We start from the raw sequence: 2,720 nt of genomic DNA on the forward strand, positions 1-2,720 counted from the left end.
ATCACTGACGGCAATGCGCGTGCGGCAACCTGCTTTGCCGGGAGCGGCTCGCCACGCTCGACCATTTGCCGCAGCTTCTGCGCGGGCGTCACAGGGATGGTGGGTACACCGTCCGGCAGTCGGTCGACGTAACGCGTCTCGTCGTCCGTGTCGTTGTGTTTGAGCACAGCCGGCTGCTCACCCGCCACGACAACATAGGGCCGGGGTAAAACATCGCTATAACGCAACAGCCAGTATTCTGCGACGAACGGAATTTCAAGGCGCTGACCAGCGCCAAGCGACACCGAACCGGGCCGCGGGGTCAATTCGTAGAGGTCGCCCGTCAAGTGCCGCAATGCGAAATCAGGATGATCGATCTTCAGGAGACGGCGGATGCTGTGCAGATACAGCTTCCAGCTGTCGCCCGTGATTCGCGTCAGCCCTTCGTTCACCAGGATCAGGCGACCGGTCGCGCAACTACCCGAATCCGCGCCGAGGTCGGCACACGGCACGCCTGCTTTCGCCGCGTCGTTGTTATCGATTGAAACGCGCAACATGAGATCGCTCGCGAGCACGGAGGTCAACGTCGCGTCGGCGGATGGTGCCGCAGCAAGAGGAGGAACAGGAGACAAGGCAAATACAGGCAGCGTGGTCACCATTGCCAGCAATCCGGCCATCAAGGCGATTCGATTCAGATTCATGATGTGATCCCTTCAAAAGGTCTTGCTGTACGACGCGATGATCTTCACGTCGTTGCGATCAGACTTCCCATAGAAGCCGTTGGTACGCAGACGCGCGGGGAAAACGCCGAGGCCAACGCCCTTGAGGGGGCCGTCCTTCACGTCGTAAGTCATGCTCAGGTCGATCTCGTTCGCGGAGGTCGTGCCGCGCCCCGGGTTTTTCATCGCCCATCCCTGGATGCCGCTGATGCCAACCGCAAGACCCGGCATGCCGACATACGAGCCGATTTGATAGGAGGCCGCTGCCTTGAGCACCCGTGTGCCGTCCCAGACGAAGTCGTCGAGCTGGCCCCAGGTCTGGATCTGGTTGCGGTTGTCGCTGTTCCCCCATGGCGTCAGGCGAAAATTCATCTCGCCGGAGTCAGGCGCGTGCGTAGCGCCAAAACCCAGACTGACCGTGAAGGGTCCGGTGGCGTAGGCCACGCTGGTGCTCGCGTGCCATTCATTGCGCGGCGTGGCGCTCGGCCCAAGCGCCGCTTCATAGCGGCCCCACAGCGCGTAGCCCGTCGCGGTCACTGTGCCGCTGTCGGCGATACGCCAGGCGCGCGTGGCGGCCACCTGCGCATTGCGGCGATAGCGCCTGCCCTCGCCCACGCCCGCGTCAACGGAGCTATCGGCATTCGCCTCGTAGCGAACGCCGACGCTGTGCACGAAGTCGATACGGCTGGCCGTGCCGTCGTACTGATCGCGATTCTGATGCCACGCGTTGGTCATCGGCCGAAACCGGTTGTCCCATTCGTTGCGAAACTGGTCAGCCAGCCCGTAGCCAACCTCCCAGCCCGCCACGCGGTACTTCAACTCCGCGCCGCGGTACGCGTGCGAATGCAAGCCACCCGACGTTCCAAGCGTACCCACGCTGATGGGTGTATAGCCGGCGCGCACTTGCCATCCGTCGCCGGTCGCCGTGCTACGCCATTTCAGCGCAGCTTGCGCGAGCGTGGCATAGGTTTTATCGGCGCCGTCCCGGTAGTCGTGGTACAGCACTTCCGACTGGCCGATGCCCGGCGCAACCCGCAGATTGGTAAAGCCGGATACATCCGCGCCGACAAAACCCCAAGGCCCCGCTGCATAGCCCGAGCGCCAATCCACGCCCAACGAGAGCGCATCGACATGGATATCGCCGGCATGGTCAGTCGCATGCCGGTTTCTCGAATAAAACGTTGTACTGATGGTTGTTTCCGATTTCGAGAAAAGACTCGGCACCTCTTCCGAACGCCACGGCCGCGTTGTGCCGCGCGTCAGTTCATCGTCTTCGAAAGCGTCGGGCGTCTCGGTCGCTGCCCATGCTGATGTGTCAAAAATTGTGGTTAGTATTGCAAAACAAATTAATCGGCTCTTTGCCATGTCTCCTCCGTCGTTGCGGTTACCGCTGGTAATTCACCTCAACGCAGGAGACTATCCGGTCCTAAATTGGTATTCAAGTGGTATTAATTTGGGATAGAGATCAAAGTTAAGAACCGTTTTCGACCAGCGTCGTTTGGCTAAAAAAAAGCGGTGCTGGAAACCCAGCACCGCCGACACATGCCAACAAGCGAATCGCTTGCCTTAGCGCGCCGCGTCAAACCCGCCGAAGAACGCCTGCGCATTCACCTCCAGCGTATCGATGTGATATCCGCCTTCCTGCACGATCAGCGTCGGAAGTTTCAACGCGCCGATCTGAGCGCCAAGCTTGCGGAAACCCTCGGTGGTCACCGCGACCATCGACTGAGGATCGTCCTTGTAGATGTCAAAGCCAAGCGCCAGCACTAGTACGTCGGGCTGGAAGCGCTCAAGCACGCGCGCGGCGGTATCGAGGGAATCGAAAAACACGTCCTCCGATGAACCATGCGGCATCGGCAAATTCACGTTGTAACCCTCGCCTGCCGCCTCGCCTCGTTCGTCGTCGAAGCCCGCTACGGCCGGATAGAAGTTCGTCGGGTCGCCATGAATGGAGACATACAGCACGTCGCTGCGGTCGTAGAAAATTTCCTGTATGCCCTGGCCGTGGTGCATGTCGGTGTC

Annotated in this window: 2 protein-coding genes and 1 pseudogene; all 3 read right to left on the reverse strand. The window is 60.6% G+C overall.

Annotation, left to right across the window (positions count from 1 at the left end; all coding sequences use genetic code 11):
* Window positions 1–674 (reverse strand): carbohydate-binding domain-containing protein (locus tag JWR14_RS00445; protein WP_299699447.1); only part of this gene is annotated, 674 nt, incomplete at its 3' end.
* Between the two features lie 18 nt (window positions 675–692).
* Window positions 693–2,063: an OprD family outer membrane porin gene (locus JWR14_RS00450; protein ID WP_299699444.1), complete on the reverse strand. Its 1,371-nt coding sequence runs from the start codon at window positions 2,061–2,063 to the stop codon at window positions 693–695.
* A 201-nt stretch (window positions 2,064–2,264) separates the two neighbouring features.
* Window positions 2,265–2,720, reverse strand: a pseudogene (locus JWR14_RS00455) (histone deacetylase family protein); the annotation flags it as partial.

This window comes from Caballeronia sp. (assembly GCF_028292365.1).
Classification (GTDB): Bacteria; Pseudomonadota; Gammaproteobacteria; order Burkholderiales; family Burkholderiaceae; genus Caballeronia.